Raw genomic sequence first — 2,942 nt, 5'->3', positions numbered from 1 at the left:
AGGGGTTCGAGGCGATGCTCTGGCTGAAGAAGGGCTTCGGCTTCGCCGGAGAGTGGACCGTTCACAGCCAGAACGATCTCCTCGCGCAGATCTTCGGGCTCCAAAAAGTTAACAAAGTCTGAAGATTTCAGACCGAACGGGGCTCTTTCGGCCGAAGCCCAAAGTTGCGACAAGCCCGCTTTCGGCCCGAGCCTGCCGATACCGGAACGACGAGGATGGGTGGAGAGCTGTCGGTCGGCTTTCGGGATGCTTTAACGCAAAGCCGACCGCAAAAAGCGGGCGGGTAGCGCGCGCTGCATGTGAGTCTTACCTCGATCTTACAACTATTCAAACAGGACGCTTCGTGAAGCATCGGCGTGAATTCCTTCAATTAGTTGCGTTGTCGGCTGCCGGGCTGACGCTCGTAGGCTGCGGGAAGAAAAACAAAATGACGAATGAGTTGTGGCACCAGTGGCGAGCCGACTGGCGATGGATGCACGACGTTGCCGAACGGCGCGGTTGGAACCTGTCTCGTCTGGAGATTTCTGCTCCTGCCAGCGAGGCCGCGCTGCGCCGCTTGGAGGCGGCGGCGGGACTGCCCGTTCCCGAGCAGCTTCGCGAGGTGCTGTCGCGCTATGCCGCCAGCGTGAGGTTCGACTGGTACGTGCCATCGCACCTCTCCCCGATGGAGCAGCGCAACTTTCCGACCAGCAGCTTCAACCGCGGCTTTGTCTGGGATATCGACCAGATCGAGAACCACGCGATCCCGGGTTTCCTCGCAATGAAGCAGGGACTGGCCGAGGTGGAAGAGAGCGAAGCGCCCAACACGCCGGGCATGTGGGAGCGGCAGTTTCCGGTGTTCTGGCTGATCAATGGCGACATCCTGACGATCGACATGCGCCGGGATGACAGCCCGCATCCCGTCCGCTATTTCAGTCATGAGCTGGAGATGCTGCATGGGCAGGCACTCGCGCCCGACTTCCTGACATTTGTCTCGGAGATGGCCCGGCTTGGCCAGGCCGGTACCGAATGGGCCTCGTGGATGCGCTTCGGCGAATGGGACGAGGACCGCTACTATTTGCGTGCCGACAGTCCCGGCGGGCGCGAATGGCGGCGATGGCTGGAGAGCGACCCGGCCCGGGTGGAGCCTGACGAGCCGCCGCCGGTGATTCTTAGCGAAACCGCGGCCGAGCGAACGCTTCTGGCAGCCGCGCAACGCGGCGACACGGCTGCGGCGACGGCTGCCTTGGCCAGCGGCGCCCGTCCCGATGTGGTCTGGAACCCGGCCTGGCCACGAGGCGGGCCACCATACGAAGACGAGTTCGCCACGGCTGTGACCTTTGCCGTCCGACGAAACGATACAAGCCTTGTCGAGCGGCTTCTGGCACATGGTGCCTCGCTCGACACACGGCACCTGGCCGTTGCAGAGGCTGTGTCCCGCGCGTCGGTCGGGACCCTGCGCTGGCTCTGCCGGAAGGGCGCGCGCGTCGATGGCTGGAAGAATGAGCGCTACTGGCCCATCCACCTTCTTATGACCCAGCGCCAGCGCCTCGTCGCCGCAAGTCCCGGGGAACTCGAACTGCGGCGCAGAGGAGAATACGGCCTGGATAGCGATGAGATGGATGCCGAGACCGCGGCACTCAGACGCGAGGCGTTGGAGCCGTTGCTTCGGCGGGATGTCGAAGCCTTCATCACGCCGCAGGACTATCTGGCCATGCTCGAAACGCTGCTCGCAAGCGGCGCTTCGCCGGACGCCCCTTGGGACAACGGCACGACCATGCTGATGTGGGCAGGACCGGAAAGCGCCCGCATCCTGCTACGATACGGCGCCGACCCGAACTATCATGCCCCGGATGGAACGACGCCACTCCATTTTACGCGTTCGGCCGCTGTCGCCCGCGTTCTGGTCGAAGCCGGGGCCGACGTGAATGCCCTCGCATCCCCGAACGGGCGCAAGAGTGAAACCGACCCGGTCTATACGCCATTGCAGGCCTCGCTGATGCTCGGAGACCTGTGGGGCACCGAACTCGCCAAGACGCTTCTGGAGCTGGGCGCAGATCCCTCCAAACGCGACGGCGAAGGCTACCCGACGCTCGGCTACGCGACCAGCGTCCCGGCCTTCGAGTTGATGAGGCCTTATGGCCTCGATCCGCACGAACGCATGCCGGACGGCGGCACGCTTCTGCATCGCCTCTACCAGCAGCGCGGTGCGATCCGCGCAACCTTTCCGGAAGAGGTGGCGATCCTCGACCTTCTTTTGGCTGAGGGTCTCGACATCAATGCACAGAACAACGTTGGGCAGACAATCCTTCACCTCGCTGCGCCAAACGCCATCGACGCTGCTTCCATCGAACTACTGCTCGAGCGGGGTGCAGATCGAAGCCTCAGAGATGCGAAAGGCAAACGTGCGGTTGACCTGATCCCTCGCTCCAAGAAGAATCTCCGAGGGGCTTTGACATCGGCGCGATGAAGAGTTCGACGTGGCATCGTCGATCCGCAATGACTGCTATCTAAAGCGCGCAACAGGGGGACTCATGGCTTCAATGGGTCGAAACCTGCCGATTATCCCTTTCGCTGAGTCTGAAACAGAATTGACAATTCTGTTTCAGATTCGGTCGAATAGCCGATCGGCATGTTTCGACCCGTCGCAGATACTCCGAACGAAAACCCGCTAGCCTGAAAGCGGACGCTGAGCTGCTTAATGGCGTGCCATATCTAATAGCTTCTCGCTCCAGTGAGCACCCCGCAATTAGAGGCGGAGGCCGACGGGGCCGCGAAAAGAAGCTTCAATTTGAGCAATCCTAAGCACGATTAATCAAACCCGCATACGATAGATGCGTTGACGTTGCCCCCTTGGCTTAATCCAGTTTGAAGTTCGTTCTGGCCTACCGAGAGGACCAGGACATGAAGCGCAGTCGTTTTTCCGAGGAGCAGATCATCGGTATCTTGAAGGAGCAGGAGGC

Annotated in this window: 1 protein-coding gene and 1 pseudogene; both read left to right on the top strand. The window is 61.5% G+C overall.

What is annotated here, in order from left to right; genetic code table 11:
- A pseudogene (locus ABRA89_RS20230) lies at positions 1-122 on the top strand (IS6 family transposase); the annotation flags it as partial.
- A 305-nt stretch (positions 123-427) separates the two neighbouring features.
- A complete protein-coding gene (locus ABRA89_RS20225) occupies positions 428-2,449 on the top strand; it encodes an ankyrin repeat domain-containing protein (RefSeq protein WP_349943308.1) in 2,022 nt (673 codons plus the stop codon).
- The last annotated feature ends 493 nt before the right edge of the window (positions 2,450-2,942 follow it).

Origin of the sequence: Fulvimarina thalattae (assembly GCF_040239565.1) — a bacterium.
Lineage (GTDB): Bacteria > Pseudomonadota > Alphaproteobacteria > Rhizobiales > Rhizobiaceae > Fulvimarina.
The sequence above is the reverse complement of the archived record's forward strand: the minus strand, read 5'-3'. Positions and strand labels throughout refer to the sequence as shown.

What these genes read in the sequence shown, in the direction of transcription:
- ABRA89_RS20225 (WP_349943308.1), top strand. Translation starts at nt 428, where the DNA reads ATGACGAATGAGTTGTGGCACCAGTGGCGAGCCGACTGGCGATGGATG.